This window comes from Streptomyces sp. NPDC002788 (assembly GCF_053592115.1).
Window position 1 is genome coordinate 62,124 of the sequence record NZ_JBSFVB010000006.1, and the last position, 17,139, is coordinate 79,262.

Annotated in this window: 15 protein-coding genes; 9 read left to right on the forward strand and 6 right to left on the reverse strand. The window is 71.2% G+C overall.

Translation table 11 applies throughout. The features are described 5' to 3' along the window. Nucleotides 1–244: 244 nt before the first annotated feature. Complete coding sequence (locus ACWD1U_RS13330) at nucleotides 245–856, reverse strand: DUF998 domain-containing protein (RefSeq protein WP_451107117.1); 612 nt, start codon at nucleotides 854–856, stop codon at nucleotides 245–247. Between the two features lie 142 nt (nucleotides 857–998). Between ACWD1U_RS13330 and ACWD1U_RS13335 the strand changes: the two genes are divergently transcribed. From ACWD1U_RS13335 to ACWD1U_RS13360, 6 genes are all read left to right on the forward strand, one after another. Then, a complete protein-coding gene (locus tag ACWD1U_RS13335) occupies nucleotides 999–1,997 on the forward strand; it encodes an anion permease (protein WP_451107119.1) in 999 nt (332 codons plus the stop codon). An 84-nt stretch (nucleotides 1,998–2,081) separates the two neighbouring features. After that, on the forward strand, nucleotides 2,082–2,630 hold the full coding sequence (locus tag ACWD1U_RS13340; RefSeq protein ID WP_451107121.1) for a hypothetical protein: 549 nt from the start codon (nucleotides 2,082–2,084) through the stop codon (nucleotides 2,628–2,630). A gap of 27 nt (nucleotides 2,631–2,657) precedes the next feature. Continuing rightward, nucleotides 2,658–3,503 carry a DUF817 domain-containing protein gene (locus ACWD1U_RS13345; RefSeq protein WP_451107123.1) on the forward strand — a complete coding sequence of 282 codons (846 nt, stop codon included), beginning with the start codon at nucleotides 2,658–2,660 and terminating at the stop codon, nucleotides 3,501–3,503. Nucleotides 3,504–3,585: 82 nt separating this feature from the next. After that, nucleotides 3,586–4,416: a PP2C family protein-serine/threonine phosphatase gene (locus ACWD1U_RS13350; RefSeq protein ID WP_451107124.1), complete on the forward strand. Its 831-nt coding sequence runs from the start codon at nucleotides 3,586–3,588 to the stop codon at nucleotides 4,414–4,416. A 51-nt stretch (nucleotides 4,417–4,467) separates the two neighbouring features. Continuing rightward, complete coding sequence (locus tag ACWD1U_RS13355; protein ID WP_451107126.1) at nucleotides 4,468–5,478, forward strand: MASE1 domain-containing protein; 1,011 nt, start codon at nucleotides 4,468–4,470, stop codon at nucleotides 5,476–5,478. A gap of 56 nt (nucleotides 5,479–5,534) precedes the next feature. Beyond that, nucleotides 5,535–6,032, forward strand: a complete 498-nt coding sequence (locus ACWD1U_RS13360) for a molybdenum cofactor biosysynthesis protein (RefSeq protein WP_451107128.1) — start codon at nucleotides 5,535–5,537, stop codon at nucleotides 6,030–6,032. Between the two features lie 14 nt (nucleotides 6,033–6,046). Here ACWD1U_RS13360 and ACWD1U_RS13365 read toward each other — a convergent pair whose 3' ends face one another. Then, nucleotides 6,047–6,706: a YceI family protein gene (locus ACWD1U_RS13365; RefSeq protein WP_451107130.1), complete on the reverse strand. Its 660-nt coding sequence runs from the start codon at nucleotides 6,704–6,706 to the stop codon at nucleotides 6,047–6,049. Nucleotides 6,707–7,481: 775 nt separating this feature from the next. Here ACWD1U_RS13365 and ACWD1U_RS13370 point away from each other — a divergent pair. Beyond that, entirely contained in the window at nucleotides 7,482–9,200 is a 1,719-nt protein-coding gene (locus ACWD1U_RS13370; protein ID WP_451107131.1) for a VanW family protein, read from the forward strand. Between the two features lie 115 nt (nucleotides 9,201–9,315). Next, nucleotides 9,316–10,713, forward strand: a complete 1,398-nt coding sequence (locus ACWD1U_RS13375; protein WP_451107133.1) for a Tat pathway signal sequence domain protein — start codon at nucleotides 9,316–9,318, stop codon at nucleotides 10,711–10,713. Between the two features lie 46 nt (nucleotides 10,714–10,759). Here the strand turns inward: ACWD1U_RS13375 and ACWD1U_RS13380 are convergent, their stop codons facing one another. The 4 genes from ACWD1U_RS13380 to ACWD1U_RS13395 all read right to left on the reverse strand — a co-directional run bounded on the left by ACWD1U_RS13380 (nucleotide 10,760) and on the right by ACWD1U_RS13395 (nucleotide 15,483). Further along, complete coding sequence (locus tag ACWD1U_RS13380; RefSeq protein ID WP_451107135.1) at nucleotides 10,760–11,539, reverse strand: carbonic anhydrase; 780 nt, start codon at nucleotides 11,537–11,539, stop codon at nucleotides 10,760–10,762. A gap of 166 nt (nucleotides 11,540–11,705) precedes the next feature. Beyond that, complete coding sequence (gene katG, locus ACWD1U_RS13385) at nucleotides 11,706–13,931, reverse strand: catalase/peroxidase HPI (protein ID WP_451107137.1); 2,226 nt, start codon at nucleotides 13,929–13,931, stop codon at nucleotides 11,706–11,708. A gap of 50 nt (nucleotides 13,932–13,981) precedes the next feature. Continuing rightward, a complete protein-coding gene (locus ACWD1U_RS13390) occupies nucleotides 13,982–14,419 on the reverse strand; it encodes a Fur family transcriptional regulator (RefSeq protein ID WP_451107139.1) in 438 nt (145 codons plus the stop codon). Nucleotides 14,420–14,616: 197 nt separating this feature from the next. Beyond that, nucleotides 14,617–15,483: a hypothetical protein gene (locus ACWD1U_RS13395; protein WP_451107141.1), complete on the reverse strand. Its 867-nt coding sequence runs from the start codon at nucleotides 15,481–15,483 to the stop codon at nucleotides 14,617–14,619. A 168-nt stretch (nucleotides 15,484–15,651) separates the two neighbouring features. On the opposite strand from ACWD1U_RS13395, the gene ACWD1U_RS13400 reads away from it, so the two are divergent. Continuing rightward, the gene (locus ACWD1U_RS13400) at nucleotides 15,652–17,097 is read left to right on the forward strand and encodes a glyceraldehyde-3-phosphate dehydrogenase (protein ID WP_451107142.1); all 1,446 of its coding nucleotides are present in this window, start codon (nucleotides 15,652–15,654) and stop codon (nucleotides 17,095–17,097) included. Nucleotides 17,098–17,139 lie beyond the last annotated feature (42 nt).

Here is a 17,139-nt window from a genome sequence, read left to right on the forward strand (position 1 = left end):
AGGTGGCTGCATCCGGAAGTTCTGAGAGCGCTCTCAGCGCGTCCCGCGTTGGTACGTACCTGTCAATGAGGTGAACGGAGTCGGTTGACCGGATCCGGGTGGCGAGTGCGGCTGCGCCCGGCCCGCCCGCCCGCCGCTGGTGGTGCCGGGCTTCCGCATTGCCTGACCTGTTCCGACCTGCCCGTGCGGCGTCCAGTGGATATCGGCTGCCGCTGCGGCCCGCCCCGACCGGGGTGGTCACCGGTCAGACCGGTTTCCGCGCTGGTGGGGGCACGCGGGTTGCCGGGCGGAGGCAGGAGAGGACGACCACGAAGGGCCAGACGGACTGGAGCGTGGTGACCGCGCGTTCGGCCACGCCGGTGACGCCTTGGTGGTGCAGTTCGAAGAGGAACCAGGCCGCACCCACCGCCATCACCGCGGTCGCCCCGACGGAGGGGACCGGCCGCAGGGCCCACGGGGCGGCTCGCCCGGCCCGGGCGGCCAGAACGGGCCAGGCCGCCAGGAGGATGAATGCGACGGCGGCCACCGACCCGTGGCGCAGGGAACCACCACTGCTCGGCGCCGGGAACAGGGCCACCGCCAGTGCCGAGACGCCGCCGCCCGCCAGGGCGATCCGCCCGGCGACGGCCGCGGGCCGCAGCCCCCATGCGGTCAGCAGGTGGCAGATGCCCAGGGCGATGAACGCGGCTGTCATGACCCAGGAGCCCGAGGTTCCGGGCGCCGCCAGGACACTGATGGTCTGGGCTGCGGGGTCGTAGGTCGCCTCGTGCAGCGACGCCGCCACCAGCCAGCCCAGGATCAGGACGACCGGCGCGCAAGCCGATGACACCAGGGCCCAGGCAGGAACAGATCGCATCAGGACACCGTAAAGCGGAACACCCCGGTCTTCCGGGCTCCCGCGAGGCGGGGCCACCCCGCGTGGCCTAGTCGCACGGTCCGCTCTGCCCGCGGGGGCGCACGATGGGAGCGTGTGGCCTCGCGGCGGAAGGTGATCGGGCATGGAGCTCACTCTCGTGGTGCTGATCATCATCGTGGGGCTGACGTTCGACTTCACCAACGGCTTCCACGACGCCGCGAACGCGATCGCCACCTCGATCTCCACCAGGGCCCTGACACCGCGTGTGGCGCTGGCGATGGCCGCGGTCATGAACTTCTGCGGTGCCTTCCTCGGGACCGAGGTCGCCCAGACCGTCGGGAGCGGCATCATCGGCGCGCCCAAGGAGATCTCGGGGCTGCTGCTGGTGATGTGCGCGCTCCTCGGAGCCATCGGGTGGAACGTCTTCACCTGGTGGCGGGGGCTGCCGACCTCGTCGTCGCACGCTCTGATCGGCGGGCTGGTCGGCGCCGCGCTCGCCGCGTCCGCCACGGTGCACTGGTCCGGCATCCTGGAGAAGGTCGTCCTGCCGATGCTGTTGTCGCCGCTGGTCGGTGTCGTTCTGGGCTACGGGCTGCACACGGCGATCCTTTGGGTGTTCCGTCGTTCGACGCCCCGGCGCATCACCCGGCGGTTCCGCATGGCGCAGACCGTCTCGGCCGCGGCGATGGGACTGGGGCACGGGCTGCAGGACGCGCAGAAGACCATGGGCGTCATCGTGCTGGCGCTGGTCACGGCGGGTTGGCAGGACGACTTCTCCGTGCCGGTGTGGGTGATCGCCGCCGTGGCGGCCGCGATGGCCGCCGGGACGTACAGCGGTGGGCGGCGCATCATCACCACGCTGGGGCGGCGCATCGTGCATCTCGATCCGCCGCGCGGGTTCGCCGCGGAGACCGCTGCCGCAGCGGTCCTCTACACCACCGCGTTCCTGATGAAGGCGCCGATCTCGACCACGCAGACGATCACGGCGGCCATTCTGGGTGCCGGTGCAACCCGGCGCGCCTCGGCCGTACGCTGGCAGGTGGCCCGTTCCATCGGTACCGCCTGGATCCTCACGTTTCCCGGCGCCGGGATTCCGGCCGCCGCCCTGTACCTGTTCCTGCACACCGTCACCGGTCTGTGAACCAGCCGGAGGCCGCCCATGGTCGCTGTTCCCGTCCGCCGACCCTCCGCGGACCCCCCTCCAGGGGTCCCGGGAAGCCTTCCGATGCCCGGGCGTTTCGCCCATCTGCATCCCGACGACGGTGCCTGCCTGATGGAGGCCGCCGCGCTGCTGGGCTCCGGCCGTTTCACCGACAGCCCGGCCGGGACGCATCCGGTGCTCGCCGCCCTGGCCCGCGTGGTCAACGACAGTGTCGGCCCCAGCACCCGGCAGGCGTTGTGGCCGCTGGCCGCCGACCTCGCCGACGCCCGGCCCGAGAACCGGGCCTACGCTCCCCTGCTCGTCGGCATGGCCGTGGACGCGGCCAGGGAACTGCGGACCGCCCCCAGGGGGCTGGCTCGGGGTGGCCGTGCGTGTCGCCGGAGGGCGAAGAGGCTCGCTCGTGCCCGTGCCGCTGGGCTGCCGGGTCGTGTCGTCGATCTGCTGTGGTGGCGTGGGCCTGGGCGTCGGTGCATGGAACGTGCGCTCCGGGTGCTGCGCGCCGCACCCGACGCGGACGAGCGGCTGTCCCGGTTGTTGCGGCAGGCCGTGACGCAGGCGCGGGACCACGGGGGCGGCCGTGCGCCGGCCGGGGAGGTGCGCTGCAACCTGTAGACGCGAAGGGCCGTCCTACCAGGCGCCATGATTCCCACAAGCCTCGCCGGCCCGTTTGCCGCACCCGTTCGCCAATTGCTCGCGTTCGCCTGGGCGCAGACGCGGGCCTGCGCGTTCGCCATCGCCCTGCTGTCCGGCGTGGCCGTATCCGCTCTGCTTCCCGAACCGCCCATGGCGCGCTACGACTTGCTGGTCGTCTACGGCGTGCTGCTCACGCTGGTGTTCTGGGTGCGCGGCTGGGAGAGCGGGCGGGACATCGCCGTGATCGCGGCCTGTCACGTCATCGGGCTGGCCTTCGAACTGGTGAAGGTGTCCCTCGGGTCCTGGAGCTATCCGGAGCCGGCCGTGCTGAAGTTCGCCGGAGTGCCGTTGTACGGCGGGTTTCTGTACGCGGCCGTCGGCAGCTATGTGTGCCGGGCCTGGCATCTGTTCGACCTGGGACTCGCGCGCTACCGGCCGCGTGCGACGGCTGTGGTGGCCGGGGGCATCTACGTCAACTTCTTCACCCATCACTGGCTGCCCGATGCCCGCTGGGTGCTGGCCGGGCTGCTGGTCACCGTCACCCTCGGCACGTCGGTGCGGTACACGGTGCGGGGTGTGCGGCGGCGGATGCCACTGGCGCTGTCGTTCGTGCTGATCGGGTTCTTCTTGTGGGTGGCGGAGAATGTGGCGACCTTCGCCGGCGCGTGGCGCTACCCCTACCAGGAGCACGGCTGGGAGCCGGTGGGGGTGGAGAAGTTCGGGGCCTGGGCGTTGCTGATCAGTGTGACCTTCGTGCTGGCTGCGGTGGGGCGGCGTACCGGGTCCGAGGCGGAGCGGGAACGCGGTGACGGCCGCGGGGAGCGCGGAGTCGTCATGGGTACGTTCGGATGAGTATCATCCTATGGACATAAATCGGGTGATTTTGCCTTCGAGGGTCGTCACCGACCGTGGCCATCCCTCGCCGGAGTGATCCATGTCCCGCACCGGCACGACGGACGACGGCGACGAGCTGCTGACCAGGCTCGGGGCCCTGACGGCTCAGGCACGTGCCCAGGCCGAGATGCAGCGCTCCCGGGTCGAACTGGCGATCGCCTTGCAGCGGGGCATGCTCCCCCGGGATCTGCCCGTGGCCCGGCGGCTGCACCTGGCGGTGCGGTACACGCCCGCGTGCCAGGGGCTCAATGTGGGCGGCGACTGGTACGACGCGTTCACGCTGGGCGACGGCCGGGTCGGACTGTGCATCGGTGACGTCCAGGGCCACAACATCGAGGCGGCCGCCTTCATGGGGCAGGTGCGGGCGGGACTGCGAGCTCTGGCCTCCGTCACCAGCGAGCCCGGTGAGGTTCTGGCCCGGACCAATGATCTGCTGCTGTCACTGGGTTCCGACCTGTTCGCCACCTGCACGTTCATGCGACTCGATCCGTGCGCCGGGGTACTGGAGAGCGCACGGGCGGGGCACCTGCCGTGCGTCTGGGCCACGGCGGACGGGAAGTCCGGTGTCGCCGACGACGAGGGCGGGCCGCCGCTCGGGATCCAGGCGGGGATGCCGTATCCGGTGACCCGGTACGAGCTGACCACCGGCGGTGTGTTCGTGCTGCTGACGGACGGGGTCGTGGAGGGGCCGTCGTTGCGACTCGAGGAGGGCCTCGACCAGGTGAGGCGACTCGTGGGCGCCGCGGCGGTCGCGGGCACGGACGTGGACGCGCTCGCGGCCGCGGTGATCAAGGGTGCCGAGCGGGTGGGCCACGACGACGACGCCGCCGTCCTCGTGGTCGGCATGGACGGGCCGGACGCTCAGCCATAGGGCCGCAAGACGCCCCCTCCCACCTCGCCGACGCGGCGGCCCCGGTGTCTCATGGCTGCTGTGGTGGGTAGCCAGGATCTGCGTACGCCGGTCGTCGTCGCTCTGCAGACGCTGGCCGTGGCCGCCTGCTACTACGCGTCGGGACAGCTGGGCCTCCTGCGGGAGCTGGTCGTCGAGGGCGCGGTGGTCACCCCCATCTGGCCGCCCACCGGCGTTTCGGTCGCCTGCCTGCTCCTCTTCGGGTTGCGCGTCTGGCCGGGGATCGCCCTGGGCGCCTTCCTCGTCATCCTGTCCCTCACCTCACTGACCCCCTCGGTGCTCGGCGTCCTCGCGGGCAACACGACCGCCCCCGTCGTCGGGTACCTGCTGCTGCGCCGGACGGGTTTCCGTCCCGATCTCGCACGGCTCCGGGACGGTCTCGCCCTGGTGTTCCTGGGCGCGTTCACCGCCATGCTGATCAGTTCGACCACCGGCGCCGGCATGCTGATCGCCACCGGCAAGCTCGAATGGCAGGACTTCTGGGCGGTGTGGCTGGCCTGGTGGGTGGGGGACGCGATGGGCGTACTGATCGTCACGCCGGTGCTGCTCCTGCTGTCCCGCGTGCGCCGGCCGCCGCCGCTGTCGCGCTGGAAGGAGGCCACGGGGCTTGCGGTCATCGCCTGCTGCCTCGTGCCGCTGGCCACGCGCAGCCCGGTCAGCCTGATGTTCCTCGTGTATCCCCTGCTGATCTGGGCGGCTCTGCGTTTCCAGCTGGCGGGCAGCATGTCGTGCGCGCTCTTCGCCTCGGTCCTGGCCACGGTGGCGGCGACCGACCGGGTCGGGCCGTTCGACCGGCTGACCCGGGTGGAGGTGTTGATCAAGCTGCAGGCCTTCAACGGGGCGATGGCACTGACGGCCCTGATCCTTTCCGCGGTGATCACCGAGCAGATCCACACGCGGCGTTCCGTGGAGCGCGCGTGCCAGGAGCTGGTCGAAGTCCTGGAGCACCTCACCGCGGGCGAGTCGGCGGACGGCCGCACGCCGGTGGGGGACGGCCGTCCGGGGCGGAGGCAGGACGAGTGACGGGCCGCGCCACCGGGCACGCGTCGGCGGTGGTCACCGAACGTAGGCTGGGCGGCATGACCGAGGTGGAGGTGCTGCAGCTGCTGGTGTCGCCGGCGCACCGGCTGGCCGGGCGGCCGTCGGACGGCCCCTCCCCCGGGCCCGCCGACGAACGCGTCACCCGGGTGGAGGTACGCCGCGAGCTGGGACTGGTCGGCGACCGCTACTACGCCCGGCCCGCCCACAGGAACGCGGCGGTGACCCTCATGGCCGCGGAGAGCCTCCCGGCGGACGCCGACCTCCGGCACACCCGCCGGAACGTCCTGCTCACAGGCGTCGACATCGACGCGTACATCGGTGCGACGATCTCCCTCGACTGCGGCACCGGGCCGGTGCTGTTCGCCGTGAGGCGTCCCGCCCGCCCCTGCGCCTGGATGGACGTGACCATCGGACCCGGCGCGCAACGCGCCCTGCGGGGCCGCGGCGGTGTGCGGTGCACGCCGCTGAGCGACGGGGTGCTCACGGTCGGCCCGGCCACGTTCCGGGTCGTGGCCGGGGCCGACGGCGCCCCGTAAGCCTCTCGGGGCGGTCAGCCGGCCGCCGGTGCCATGCGGATGGCCGCGATGTCGAGTTGCAGGCGCACCTTCTCACTCACCATCGCGCCGCCCTCGGCGAGCCTGCTGTTGTAGGTCAGGCCCCAGTCCGCGCGGTTGATGGTGGTGGTGCCGTCGAAGCCGACCCGGTCGTAGCCGAAGGGGTCGGTGACTTTCCCGATGTAGGTCATGTCCAGCACGACGGGCCGGGAGACGCCTTTGATGGTCAATTCGCCCGACATGCGGAAGAGATCGCTGCCCGCCTGTTCCACCGCGGTGCTGGTGAAGCGCATACGCGGATACGTCGCGGCATCGAGGAAGTCACGACCCACCAAGTGGGCATCGCGCTGTTCCACTCCGGTGTCGACACTGGAGGTGAACAGAGTGATGTCGGCCCGTGACCGAGCGGGGTCGTCCGCGTCGAAGTAGAGCCGGCTTTCGTACTCCAGGAAACAGCCGCGCACGGTGGTCACCATGGCGTGCCGGACGGAGAAGCCGATCCTGCTGTGCGCGGGGTCGACGACCCATTCACCGGTGAGATTCGCCAGGTGGGGGTCCGGCAGCACGGCAGTGGGGGATGCCGCGCCGCCGAGGCGCTGTGGGGGGACGGTCGGCGCCTGACGGCGGGACGACACGACGCGGTTGAACAAGTTCATGATTCATCTAGGTACTTGAGTTTGGTTTTGGCCGCAAGTCCCCTCCCGGTTCGCGGTTGTTGAGAACGCGCGCCTGAGCTTTTTCACCGCCGCTTTACACGAAACCCGCACATCGCTGTTGCGGCGCACCACCGAAACAACCACCCGAAACCCCATGGTTTTTCATTTCGGGCATTTCGGTGAATCGTTCTCAGGTCCCCTCGGTCGAAAGGTGGTTGTCGACGGTGCAGTACGGCCGCAGGGTGGACCCGTCCGCGGCGATCGCCGGGTAGACGTACACGTGCTTGCGGTCGGCCACGTCGTCGAGCAGCCGGCCGGCCCACGCGGCGTGGCCGCGGCCCGCCAGGGCGCTCCTGCGCGGTGGCCCGCGGGCCGGTGCGCCCGGCAGCGGCTGCGGTCTCCAGGATGCGTTCGGCCTGGGCCACGCCGGGGCTCGGGGCGAAGCGGCGCGCGTCTTCCAGGGCGGCGCGGCTCATGCGGCGGCGCCGCTCGTCGTCGCCGACGAGTTCCCGCACGGCCGCGGCGAAGGCGTCACGGTCCCCGACCGGTACGAGGCGGCCGTCGGCCGGAGTGCCCTGGTAGCGAAGCTACCTGGGCGTTTCGGCAACGCGGCGAGGGCGCGAGGCCAGGCCGCGCGACCCGGGCGGGCACAGTGCAACGGACCCCTGAGTGGCCTGAGCCATACCGTTATGCCGCCCCTGTGGATAGGTTGAGGTGTTTGCCCGCAGCAGCGTCGCGTCATCGGGTGCACCCGCGTTCGATCTTCAGGAGATTCATGCGCCCCCGAATAGCCTCCGTTCCGCGCAGCTCCTCCCTCCCGCCCCTGGCCCTCGCCGGTGGCGCGCTGGCCGTGGGGGCCGGCGGTCTGTATCTCGCCGGGCTGCTGCTCACGGGCGGGGAGATCGACTCCGGTACGACCGTGCGCGGCGTGGAGATCGGGGGGCTGAGCCGCGCGGAGGCGGTGCGGAAGCTGGAGCGGCACCTGGGCGGGACCGGTGCGCGGGAGCTGCCCGTGCAGGTCGGTGACCGCACGGGCACGGTCGATCCGGAGCGCGCGGGGCTCTCCTACGACGTCCGGGAGACCGTCGACCGGGCGTCGCGCACCGGCAATGATCCGTTCAGCGTGTTCGAGGGGTTCTTCCGCTCGGGCGGTGCCGTCGAGCCGGTCGTACGCCTCGACGAGGGCAAGGCCCGAGCCGCTCTCGGGCAGCTCGCGAAGGGGCTCGACCAGAAGGTCCGTGACGGCACCGTCGCGTTCGAGGACGGACGGGTGAAGCAAGTCGCGCCACGCACGGGCTACGCGCTGGACGTGGACGCCGCGATCGGTACCCTGCGGGCCTCCTTCCTGCGCGGCGACGCCGACGCGGTCACTGTGCTGCCCGCCCGTGAGACCCGGCCGAAGGTCACGGCCGACGAGGTACGGCGGGCGGTGCGCGCCTTCGCGGCGCCCGCCGTGTCGGCGCCCGTCACGCTCACCGCGGGCGGCAAGCGGTTCACCGTCGGGCCGGACGTGCTGGGCGAGCACCTGACGATGCGGCCGGACGGCAGCGGCAGGCTCGCACCGCGGCTCGACGTGAAGGGGCTGCGCGCCGAGCCCGAGGTGGCCGGACCCCTGGACGACGTCACCACCACCGCGAAGAACGCCGAGCTGCGACCGGACGGCGACAAGGCCGTGGTCGCCGAGGACGCCAGGCCCGGCCGGGAGGTCACCGACAGGGCGCTGGGCAAGGCGGTGCTGCCGCTGCTCACCAAGGCGGGCGGCGCCCGCGACGGTGAGGTGGACGTGCGGACGATCCAGCCCGAGCTGACCCGGGAGAACGCCGCGGAGCTGGGGCTGACGGAGAAGATGTCCTCCTTCACCGTCCACTTCGAGCCGGCCGAGTACCGCACGAAGAACATCGGCCGGGCCGTGGAACTCATCAACGGCTCCCTGGTCAAGCCGAACGAGACCTGGAGCTTCAACCGCACCGTCGGCGAGCGCACCGAGGCCAACGGTTTCGTCGAAGGCGTCATCATCCTCGACGACAAGTTCACGAAGGCCCCCGGCGGCGGCGTCTCGGCCGTGGCGACCACCGTGTACAACGCGCTGTTCTTCGCAGGGGTCAAGCCCGTGGAGCACGGCGCCCACTCCTTCTACATCGAGCGCTACCCGGAGGGCCGCGAGGCGACGGTCGCCTGGGGCAGCCTGGACCTGCGTTTCACCAACGACTCCGGCAAGGCGCTCTACATCCAGGCCGAGTCCACGGACATGTCCGTGACCGTCTCCTTCCTCGGCACCCGGAAGTACGACGAGGTCAAGTCGGTCAAGGGCCCGCGCACGGCGGTGAAGAAGCCGGAGCGGAAGGAGAGCGACGACAAGGAGTGCGTGCCGCAGTCGCCGCTCGAAGGGTTCGACGTCACCGTGGAGCGTGTCTTCCTCGACGACGGCCGGGAAGTGCGGCGGGAGCCGTTCCGCACCCACTACACGCCGCGCGACGAGATCGTGTGCGAGTGATCCCCTCGCGGTTCGCCCTCTCCTGGAACCCTCCTTTTCACACTGAGCGTTGACCCGCCTCCCGGGCGCCAGCACAATGGCGCCCACCGCATGAGAGCGCTCTCAAAGGAGATCCATGACTGGCGGACAAGGCCCGGCCCTCAGCCGGCGTTCACTCATCGGTGCCGGACTCGGCATCAGCGCCACGGGGCTCACGGCCGTGGGTCCGGCGCAGGCGGTGGCGGCCGGTTCGGCCGGCGCCCGCCCCGCATCGGCCCCGGCCCGGGGACACGCCTTCCTCGCCTCCGCCATGGACGCCTACCCCGACCACGGCAGCGTCCGCCTGACCCAGAGCTACACCGACCAGGCGGGCCTGTTCAGCACCGCGTTCACCTACGACAACGCCCTGGCGATCCTGGCCCACCTCGCCACCCGCACCCATGACGGCCTGAGCAGGGCCAGGGCGCTGGGCGACGCCCTGCTCTACGCCCAGCTCCACGACCCGGGCCACGACGACGGCAGGCTCCGGCAGGCCTACAACGTCGGGCCGTACACCTTCTACGACGGCTCGCCGCAGCCCGACGGGTTCGTGCGGGCGGACGGCACCGCCAACGTCGGGACGCAGTTCGGCTTCACCGGCACCGCGGTCGGCGACATGGCCTGGGCGGGGATCGCGCTCAGCGCCCTCGCCCGGCGCACCGGGGCGCGCCGCTTCCTCACCGGTGCCGTACGCATCGGCGAGTGGATCGAGCGGACCGGCCGCACCGACGAACCGCTGGGCGGCTACAAGTTCGGCGTCGACGGGGCGAATCAGAAGCTGCCGTTCACCTCCACCGAGCACAACACCGACCTGATCTGCCTCTTCGGCCGACTCGCCCGGCTCACCGGCGACCGGGTGTGGCTGGAGCGGCGCGGGCGGGCCGAGGAGTTCGTGAAGCGCATGTGGGAGCCGGCCGGGGGCTTCTTCCACACCGGGACGAACGACGGTGTGACGGTCAACAAGTCACCGATTCCGGAGGACACCCAGACCTGGACGTATCTCGCGTTCGGCTCCCGTGCCCGGGGCTACTCCCGGTCGCTGGACTGGGCCGCAGCCGAGCTGGCGGTCCTGGACCACTCCGGCCGCCCCAACAGCAGCGTGCCCGAGGGGCAGTCGTACGAGGGCGTCACCTTCAGCTCGGCGAGCCTCCTCGCCAACGAGGACGCCCCGATCGCCGCGGGCCAGCCCAAGCCCGACCGCAACGGCGTGTGGTTCGAGGGGACGGCTCACCTCGCGCTCGCCCTGCGCAAGCGAGGGGCGCGTGGCGACGAGGCGCGCGCCCGGCGCCTGATCGCGTCCACCGAGCAGGCCCAGGATCTGCTGGGCGGCGGTCAGACCGTCGGCGGGAAGACGCTGCCCGAGCGGTGCGGGGTGGTGTCCGCGAGCAGTCCGCTGGACACGGGGTTCGGCTTCGGCTACTACCCGTACCGGCACACGGGGGCGACCGCCTGGTACGTGATGGCGGCGACGCGATTCAATCCCCTGCAGGCGTGAGGGGGCGGCCCGGTCCGCGGGCGTGTGCGGCGGACCGGGCGGTCTCTCAGGCGAGGCGGTGGACCGCCTGGCTGGTCAGTTCGTAACGGGCGCCGACGATCGCCAGCCGGCCGCTGTCGACCCTGGCGGCGAGGTCGGGCTCGGCGGCGAGCGCGGAGCGGACGAGCCGGACGTTGGCGTCGACGGTCGCGTCGATGCGCGCGTCACCTTCCTCGCCGTGGTCGATGACCGGGCTGATCCGGTCGACCAGGTACTGCATGTGGGCGGGCAGCCGCTTCCCCGACTGCTCCGCCTCGACGGCGGCACGCACCGCGCCACACGACTGATGGCCGAGTACGACGACCAGCGGTATGCCGAGTTCCAGGACGCCGTAGGCGACGCTGCCGAGGACAGCCTCGTCCAGGACCTCGCCGGCGGTACGGACCGTCATCAGGTCACCCAGGCCCTGGTCGAAGACGAGTTCCGGGGGCACGCGCGAGTCGATGCAGCCGAGCACGACCGCGAAGGGGTGCTGGCCGGTGGCCAACTCCCGCCGGATCTCCGGGGTTTCGTGCGGGTGGCGTTCCCGGAAGGCGCGCCAGCGGCGGTTGCCCGCGGCCAGTTCCCTGAGAGCCTCGTCCGGGGTACTGGGCCGAGGGGGTGTGCCGCGACCGGGGGCGGCGGTGGCCGGCCGGGCGGCGCCGAGGCCCGCGCCGAGGGCCGCGGCCCCGGTCAGCGCGGTGCGCAGAAGTGTGCGGCGGACAGGGCCGCCGGTGGTCGGCCGTGGACCGGCGAAGGGGTGCGGTGCACGGCCGGCACCTCTGTGGGCAGCGGAATCTGTGTTCACGGTGTGAACGTATGCCGAGAGCCAGGCGCCGACGCGGTCCTTGCCGTTTCATGGTGAGAGCTTGGTAAGGGATGTTCTTACCTTGAACGGTTCTTGACGATCCCTCAGGAGCGACGCGGGATGCCCCGGGCCGGCCGGCCCGGGGCATCCTGTCAGGCGGGAGTGATCAGACCAGGTCGAACCGGTCCAGGTTCATGACCTTGACCCACGCGGCGACGAAGTCGTTGACGAACTTCTCCTTCGCGTCGTCGCTCGCGTAGACCTCGGCGAGCGCGCGCAGCTCGGAGTTCGAGCCGAAGACCAGGTCGGCGCGGGAGCCGGCCCACTTGACCTCGCCCGTGGCGGCGTCGCGCCCCTCGAACGTGGTCTGGTCCTCGGAGGTCGACTTCCACGTGATGCCCAGGTCGAGCAGGTTGACGAAGAAGTCGTTCGTCAGCGAGCCGGGCGTCGTGGTGAGGGCACCGAGTTGCGTCTGCCGGTAGTTGGCGCCCAGCACCCGCAGGCCGCCGACCAGGACGGTCATCTCGGGGGCGCTCAGGGTGAGCAGGTTCGCCTTGTCGAGCAGCAGGTACTCGGCCGGCAGGCGGTTGCCCTTGCCGAGGTAGTTGCGGAACCCGTCGGCGGTCGGCTCGAGCGCCTCGAACGACTCGGCGTCGGTGTGCTCCTGCGTGGCGTCCACACGGCCCGCGGCGAAGGGGACCTCCACCTGGAAGCCGGCTTCCTTGGCGGCCTTCTCGACGGCGGCTGAGCCACCGAGGACGATCAGGTCGGCCAGGGAGACCTTCTTGGCGCCGGCACCGGAGTTGAAGTCCTGCTGGATGCCCTCCAGGACCCGCAGGACCTGGGCCAGCTCGTCGGGCTCGTTGACCTCCCAGCCGCGCTGCGGCTCCAGGCGGATACGGGCGCCGTTGGCACCGCCGCGCTTGTCGCTGCCGCGGAAGGTGGACGCCGAGGCCCAAGCGGTGGACACCAGCTGGGAGACGGACAGACCCGACTCGAGGAGCTTGGTCTTGAGGACGGCGATGTCCTCGGCGTCGATGACCTCGCCCTCGGCCTCGGGCAGCGGGTCCTGCCACAGCAGGGTCTCCTGCGGGACCTCCGGGCCGAGGTACAGGGACTTCGGGCCCATGTCACGGTGGGTCAGCTTGAACCAGGCGCGGGCGAAGGCGTCCGCGAACTCCTGCGGGTTCTCGTAGAACCGGCGGGAGATCGGCTCGTAGATCGGGTCGAAGCGCAGCGCCAGGTCGGTGGTGAGCATCTTCGGGCGGTGCTTCTTGGACGAGTCGTGCGCGTCCGGGACGATCTCCGGGGCGTCCTTCGCCACCCACTGGTGGGCGCCGGCCGGGCTCTGCTCGAGCTCGTACTCGAACTCGAAGAGGTTCTTGAAGAAGCCGTTGCTCCACTGGGTGGGCGTGCTGGTCCAGGTGACCTCGAGGCCGGAAGTGATGGCGTCGCCGCCCTTGCCCGTGCCGTAGGTGCTCCGCCAGCCCAGGCCCTGCTCCTCCATGGAGGCGGCCTCGGGGTCGGCGCCGACGTGGTCGGCCGGGCCGGCACCGTGGGTCTTGCCGAAGGTGTGGCCGCCGGCGATCAGGGCGACGGTCTCCTCGTCGTTCATCGCCATGCGGCGGAACGTCTCACGGATGTCGCGGGCCGCGGCGATCGGGTCCGGGTTGCCGTTCGGGCCTTCGGGGTTGACGTAGATGAGGCCCATCTGGACCGCGCCGAGCGGGTTCTCCAGCTCGCGGTCGCCGGAGTAGCGCTTGTCGTCGAGCCAGGTGGTCTCGGGGCCCCAGTAGACGTCCTCCTCGGACTCCCAGACGTCCTCGCGGCCGCCGGCGAAGCCGAAGGTCGTAAAGCCCATCTGCTCCAGCGCGACGTTGCCGGTGAGGATCATGAGGTCGGCCCAGGAGATGCTCTGGCCGTACTTCTTCTTCACGGGCCACAGCAGGCGCCGGGCCTTGTCGAGGTTGCCGTTGTCCGGCCAGCTGTTGAGGGGGGCGAAGCGCTGCTGGCCGGCGCCGGCGCCGCCGCGGCCGTCGCTGATGCGGTAGGTGCCCGCGCTGTGCCAGGCCATACGGACCATCAGCGGGCCGTAGTTGCCGAAGTCGGCCGGCCACCAGTCCTGCGAGGTGGTGAGGACCTCGGCGATGTCGCTTTTCACGGCCGCGAGGTCGAGGGCCTGGAACGCCTCGGCGTAGTCGAAGTCCTCACCGAGGGGGTTGGCCACCTCGGGGTTCTTGGCGAGGATCTTCAGGTTGAGCCGCTCGGGCCACCACTGGCGGTTGCCGCCGCCCTGGGTCGGGTGCAGAGCACGGTCGTGAGCGACCGGGCAGCCGCCTCCCGCTTCCTCCGACTTCGGGTCGGTGACGATCGCGTCGTGGTTCTCAGTCATGGAAATCCTTCCGGACGGGGTGGATCACGGTGCTCGGGTGGATCACGTGCTCAGGAACTGCGGGCGGTGGAACAGTCGGGGCACAGGCCCCAGTAGATGACCTCGGCCTCGTCGACGGCGAAGCCGCGGTCGTCGGACGCGGTCAGGCAGGGGGCGTGGCCGACCGCGCAGTCGACGTCGGCGACGGAGCCGCACGACCGGCACACGAGGTGGTGGTGGTTGTCGCCGACCCGTCCCTCGTAGAGGGCCGGGCTGCCGGGTGGTTCGAGGCGGCGTATGAGTCCCGCCGCGGTGAGTGCGTGGAGCCCCTCGTAGACGGCTTGGACGGAGATGTGGCCGACGCGTCCGCGCACCTCGGTGGCGATGGCGTCGGCGCCGAGGTGGTCACCGTCCCGCACGGTCTCGAGCAGCGCGACGCGGGCGGCCGTCACCCGCAGGCCGGCACCGCGCAGCTCCTCGGCGGTGGTCGGGTTCCCGGATGCGGTCATGCAGGACAACCTAGCGGCACAAACACGAATGGTTCAAGAAAACGAACGGTTCAATTTTGATGTCGTGCCAGTAACGCGCGCGGGCAGGCCCACCTCGAGGCGTGATCTCCGCCACAGGCGCAAGGGTGGCGTTCGGGCGATCTCCGGTGGGGGCGCGGCGCGCCGGGGTCGCCGGGCGACGTCCGGATCAGGTGCGGTCAGGAGTCCGACACGGTCAGACGTTCGAGCTGGGCTGCCGTCGTCGCGGCCCGGCGGTCGGCCTCGCGGAGGCGGCGGTCGGCGGCGCGGGCCCGTTCGCGTGCCGACCGCTCGGCGAAGCGTGCCTGCTGGTGTTCGCCCCTGATGCGTTCCAGTTCCTCGGTGAGCTCGGCGACCCGTCGCTCGATGCGCTCCACCTCCTGCTTCGCCCCCTCCGCCTCCTGCCCGGCGGCAGCGGCCTCGTCCTTCCGGGCCCGCAGCTCGCGTTCCGCCTCCTCGGCTTCCTCCCGGGCCCTGCCCAGCCGTCGCCGCTGCTGCCGGCCGGTCTTCTCGTCCGGGCGGGAGGGTGCCGCGGGGGGTGTGCGGGGCCGGGGCTCGGCGCCCTCGGCGACGGCCGGGAAGCCGACGGCGGCGGTGAGCGGCTTGGCCAGCCGCCCGCTCGCCCACGCCTCGGCGGCCGCCGGGTCGGCCAGGACGGCATGCAGCGTGTTCTCGACCTCGCGCTGGGCACTCTCGCCGATCGGGTGACCGGCCTCCTTCGCGAGCTGCCGGGCCTGGGCGGACAGGGCGCGGACGAGGGCGTGCTGCCGGCGGCTCAGCTCGCGCAGCTGTGTGCCGTCCAGGTCCTGGTGCGCCCGGCGCAGCGCCTCCCCCAGGCGGAGCAGGGGTTCGACCTCGCCGGGACTGCTGCGGACCAGGAGGTTACCGGCCCAGGCCGCGAGACTGGGCTTGCGCAGCGCGCCGATCCTCTCGGCGAGCTCCCGGTCACCGGCGGTGCGGGCGGAGGCCACGGCCGAGGAGCGGGCGGCGGTGAACTCCTCCGGCCGCAGGGCATACAGCTCGTCGGCGACGGCGTCGAAGTCCATGAGCGTCCCTTTCCGTGGAGGCTCCGCCTCGATCGTCTCAGGCCGCGCCGTCAGGGGCTCGCGGAGAGCCTGCCGAGGAGGCTGCGGCCCGCTCCGGAGGGACCCCGTTCATGGCCCGGATATCGACGGTTTAACATATGAGCGCCGCCTAGCTCGAAAGATGGATTCGTGACTGTCAACGACGACTCGTTCACCAACTGGAAGAACCGCGAGGAGATCGCGGAGTCGATGATCCCGATCATCGGGAAGCTGCACCGGGAGCGGGACGTGACGGTCCTGCTGCACAGCCGCTCCCTGGTGAACAAGTCGGTGGTCAGCATCCTCAAGACCCACCGGTTCGCCCGGCAGATCGCCGGTGCCGAGCTCTCGGTCACCGATACGCTGCCCTTCTTGAAGACCCTCGCCGAGCTCGACCTCGGGCCCTCCCAGATCGACATCGGCATGCTCGCCGCGACGTACCGCGAGGACGACCGCGGCCTGTCGGTCGCCGAGTTCACCGCCGAGGCCGTCGCCGGTGCCACCGGCGCCGACAAGATCGAGCGCCGCGAGGGACGCGATGTCGTCCTGTACGGCTTCGGCCGTATCGGCCGGCTCGTGGCCCGGCTGCTGATCGAGAAGGCCGGCTCGGGCAACGGTCTGCGCCTGCGGGCCATCGTCGTGCGCGGTGGTGGCGAGCACGACATCGTCAAGCGCGCCTCACTGCTGCGCCGCGACTCCATCCACGGCCAGTTCCAGGGCACGATCACCGTCGACGAGGCGACCAGCACGATCGTCGCCAACGGCAACACGATCAAGGTGATCTACGCGAACGACCCGTCCGAGGTCGACTACACGGCGTACGGCATCAAGGACGCCATCCTCATCGACAACACCGGCAAGTGGCGCGACCGCGAGGGCCTGTCCGAGCACCTGCGCCCCGGCATCGACAAGGTCGTGCTGACCGCTCCCGGCAAGGGCGACGTCCCGAACATCGTGCACGGCGTCAACCACGACACCATCAAGCCGGACGAGCGGATCCTGTCCTGCGCGTCCTGCACCACGAACGCGATCGTGCCGCCGCTGAAGGCGATGGACGACGAGTTCGGCGTGCAGCGCGGGCACGTGGAGACCGTCCACTCGTTCACCAACGACCAGAACCTGCTGGACAACTACCACAAGTCCGAGCGCCGGGGCAGGTCCGCGCCGCTCAACATGGTCATCACCGAGACCGGTGCCGCCTCCGCCGTCGCCAAGGCGCTGCCCGCTCTGAAGGCGAAGATCACCGGCAGCTCCATCCGGGTCCCGGTGCCGGACGTCTCCATCGCGATCCTCAACCTCCAGCTCGCGCGCGAGACCACCCGCCAGGAGGTCCTCGACTACCTGCGCGAGGTGTCGCTGACCTCGCCGCTGAAGCGCCAGATCGACTTCATCAGCGCCCCCGACGCGGTCTCCAGCGACTTCATCGGCTCGCGCCACGCCTCGATCGTCGACGCCGGCGCCACCAAGGTCGAGGGCGACAACGCCATCCTCTACCTGTGGTACGACAACGAGTTCGGCTACTCGTGCCAGGTCATCCGTGTGGTGCAGCACGTGTCCGGCGTGGAGTACCCGACGTACCCGGCTCCGGCGGTCTGACCCGGGGGACGAAAGCGCGGGGCGTGCGGGCCCCGCGCTTTC

Excerpts from the sequence above, each read along its gene's own strand:
- ACWD1U_RS13330 (WP_451107117.1), bottom strand. The coding sequence starts at position 856 with ATGCGATCTGTTCCTGCCTGGGCCCTGGTGTCATCGGCTTGCGCGCCG.
- ACWD1U_RS13335 (WP_451107119.1), top strand. The coding sequence starts at position 999 with ATGGAGCTCACTCTCGTGGTGCTGATCATCATCGTGGGGCTGACGTTC.
- ACWD1U_RS13340 (WP_451107121.1), top strand. The coding sequence starts at position 2,082 with ATGCCCGGGCGTTTCGCCCATCTGCATCCCGACGACGGTGCCTGCCTG.
- ACWD1U_RS13345 (WP_451107123.1), top strand. The coding sequence starts at position 2,658 with ATGATTCCCACAAGCCTCGCCGGCCCGTTTGCCGCACCCGTTCGCCAA.
- ACWD1U_RS13350 (WP_451107124.1), top strand. The coding sequence starts at position 3,586 with ATGTCCCGCACCGGCACGACGGACGACGGCGACGAGCTGCTGACCAGG.
- ACWD1U_RS13355 (WP_451107126.1), top strand. The coding sequence starts at position 4,468 with ATGGCTGCTGTGGTGGGTAGCCAGGATCTGCGTACGCCGGTCGTCGTC.
- ACWD1U_RS13360 (WP_451107128.1), top strand. The coding sequence starts at position 5,535 with ATGACCGAGGTGGAGGTGCTGCAGCTGCTGGTGTCGCCGGCGCACCGG.
- ACWD1U_RS13365 (WP_451107130.1), bottom strand. The coding sequence starts at position 6,706 with ATGAACTTGTTCAACCGCGTCGTGTCGTCCCGCCGTCAGGCGCCGACC.
- ACWD1U_RS13370 (WP_451107131.1), top strand. The coding sequence starts at position 7,482 with ATGCGCCCCCGAATAGCCTCCGTTCCGCGCAGCTCCTCCCTCCCGCCC.
- ACWD1U_RS13375 (WP_451107133.1), top strand. The coding sequence starts at position 9,316 with ATGACTGGCGGACAAGGCCCGGCCCTCAGCCGGCGTTCACTCATCGGT.
- katG (WP_451107137.1), bottom strand. The coding sequence starts at position 13,931 with ATGACTGAGAACCACGACGCGATCGTCACCGACCCGAAGTCGGAGGAA.
- ACWD1U_RS13390 (WP_451107139.1), bottom strand. The coding sequence starts at position 14,419 with ATGACCGCATCCGGGAACCCGACCACCGCCGAGGAGCTGCGCGGTGCC.
- ACWD1U_RS13395 (WP_451107141.1), bottom strand. The coding sequence starts at position 15,483 with ATGGACTTCGACGCCGTCGCCGACGAGCTGTATGCCCTGCGGCCGGAG.